Below are 2,485 nucleotides of genomic sequence, written 5' to 3'. Positions count from 1 at the left end.
AGCGGGGGCCTCGCTCCGGACCCGGGCGCGCAAGAACCCCGCAGGCCGGTGGCCGCACGGGGTCGGATAGTGACCTGAACCGACCCCAACGCCGACTCAGGAGTGCGGCCGGGGGACGGCGGGGATGGTCGGCCCAGCGGGGGCCTCGCTCCGGACCCGGGCGCGCAAGAACCCCGCAGGCCGGTGGCCGCACGGGGTTCGTGCACGCGGTGGTGCTGGTCTCGCGCCAGGACGTGGTGGGCCGGAGGCCGCACGTCCTGGCGCGAGGGTGGATCAGCGCTTGAGGTTGACGAGCTCCTGGAGCATCTCGTCCGAGGTGGTGATGACGCGGCTGTTCGCCTGGAACCCGCGCTGGGCGATGATCAGATTGGTGAACTCGGCCGAGAGGTCCACGTTCGACATCTCGAGCGCACCGCCGGTGAGCGAGCCACGGCCATCCGTGCCCGCGGCACCGACCTGGGCCTCGCCCGAGTTGATGCTCGTGCGGTACAGCGAGCCGCCGGCCTTCTCGAGGCCCGCCGGGTTGGCGAAGGTCGCGAGGGACACGCGTCCGACGGCCTGCTTGAGGCCGTTGCTGAACGAGCCCATCAGGGTGCCGTCGGCGTTGATCGTGAAGGACTGCAGCGAGCCTGCCGCACGCCCGTCCTGCGTCGAGGCCTTGATGGTGTCGAGCCCCGCGAAGCCGGTGGTCGTGCTCAGGTTGACCGCGATGCCCCCGGCGTTGAGGGTGCCACCACCGGTCAGCTGCCCGGCCGCGTTGAAGGTCATCGCGCTGGTGCCGACCACGGCACCGTTGCGGGTGGCCGCGACGTCCCAGCCCGCTGCGGTCCGGGTGAAGGCGAGCTGCAGCGAGGTCATGTTGCCCGCGCCGTCGTACACGTCGACCTCACGGTTGAGCACGGTGCCCGCCGCCGCCTCGGAGGGAAGGTTGCCCTCGAAGCTCGCCGCCGTCGTGGCCGTCGCACCCATGAGGGTCGCGATCGGCAGCCGCATGTCGGACAGTGGCCCGTTGGTGTCGACGTTCCCGTTGGCGTCGGCCGCCCAGCCGCGGACCAGGCCGCCGTCGGGGGTCACGAGCTGACCGGTCGCGTCGAAGCTGAACGCCCCGGCCCGCGTGTAGAACTGCTCGTTGCCCTTGCGGACCATGAAGAACCCGTCGCCCGAGATCATCATGTCGGTCGAGCGGTTGGTCAGCTGGGCCGCGCCCTGCTGGAAGTTGGTCGTGACACCGGCGACCTGCACGCCGAGGCCGACCTGCGCCGGGTTGGTGCCACCGAGGCCGGGCTGGGCGCCACCGGCATTGGTGAGCACCTGGGAGAGCGTGTCCTGGAACTGCGTCTGGGAGGCCTTGAAGCCCGTGGTGTTGACGTTGGCGATGTTGTTGCCGGTGACGTCGAGCATCGTCTGGTGTGCCCGGAGACCGCTGATGCCGGAGAAGAGTGAGCGCAGCATGGGAGTTTCCCTTCGAGTGGTGGAGCGGCCTGGTCAGGCAGCGGTTCCGGCGCTGCCGGAGGTGGGGGTCGAGGAGTCGGTGGACGGGGTGGTGGAGCCCGACGGGCTGGTGGAGCCGGCGGCGGCGCCACCGGCCTGGTTCCCTGCGGCACGCACGAGGGACACGGCGTCGAGCGGGATGGTCCACTCGCCGACCTTGACCTGCGGCACCTCGTAGGCGAAGGAGACGGAGTCGGCGATGCCGGTCTGCGTGACGCCGTCGGCGTCGACGAAGCTGACCTCCTGGCCGACCATCCCGGCAGCCGCGACGCGCATCTGCAGGGCGAAGCTCTCCCGCGAGGTGTCCGTGAGGGCGGTCAGCTGCTCCATGGACGCGAGCTGCGTGGACTGGGCCATCATCTCGGTGGTGTCCATGGGGGACGTGGGGTCCTGGTTGCGCAGCTGCGCCACGAGGAGCGCGAGGAAGACCTCGGAGTCCATCTCCTTCTTGGCCTCGGTCGCCGGGGTGGCGGTCGAGTGCAGGGAGGTGGCCGCGACGGTCGTCTCGGTCGGCATGATGCTCATGGGTGGTTCTCCCTGTCAGAGGGTCAGGTCGAGGCCGCGGTGCAGCCCGGTGGGTGCCGAGGCGTCGTCGCCGTCGTCGTCGGTGTCGGTCAGGTCGGTGCCTTCGCCGGTCGAGGTGCCCTTGCCCTGAGCATCGGCGCCGGTCCCGTCGCCCTTGAGGCCGCCCTTGCCGTCACCGCCCAGGCCGAGGTCGGCAGGGAAGCCGGCAGCGACGAGGTCACGGCGCAGGTCCGGCAGGGCCCCGCGAAGTGCCTCACGGGCTTGCTCGGTCGCCCCGAGCAGCTCGATCCGCACCCCCTCGGGCCCGATGTGCGCGACCACCCTGATCGGTCCGATGCTCTCGGGGTCGACGCGCATGGTGAGCACGTGCTGGCCCTCGCCGGCGCTGCGCAGGCCGGCGAGCCGGACCCCGAGCTGGTCGGCCAGCGGCCGGGCGTGGTCCGGGGCGGGCGGCGCCGGGGGCGCAGGG

Annotated in this window: 3 protein-coding genes; all 3 read right to left on the bottom strand. The window is 71.7% G+C overall.

What is annotated here, in order from left to right; all coding sequences use genetic code 11:
- Positions 1 to 273 precede the first annotated feature (273 nt).
- Positions 274 to 1,452 carry a flagellar hook protein FlgE gene (locus tag L0B03_RS16610; RefSeq protein ID WP_250447939.1) on the bottom strand — a complete coding sequence of 393 codons (1,179 nt, stop codon included), beginning with the start codon at positions 1,450 to 1,452 and terminating at the stop codon, positions 274 to 276.
- Between the two features lie 33 nt (positions 1,453 to 1,485).
- Positions 1,486 to 2,016: a flagellar hook assembly protein FlgD gene (locus tag L0B03_RS16605; RefSeq protein WP_250447937.1), complete on the bottom strand. Its 531-nt coding sequence runs from the start codon at positions 2,014 to 2,016 to the stop codon at positions 1,486 to 1,488.
- 15 nt (positions 2,017 to 2,031) lie between these two features.
- The coding region (locus tag L0B03_RS16600; RefSeq protein ID WP_250447935.1) for a flagellar hook-length control protein FliK at positions 2,032 to 2,485 on the bottom strand (454 nt) is incomplete at its 5' end.

The sequence above is a fragment of the Actinotalea sp. C106 genome, from assembly GCF_023630195.1.
Taxonomy (GTDB): Bacteria; Actinomycetota; Actinomycetes; order Actinomycetales; family Cellulomonadaceae; genus Actinotalea.
This window is presented reverse-complemented; position numbering and strand designations above follow the sequence as displayed.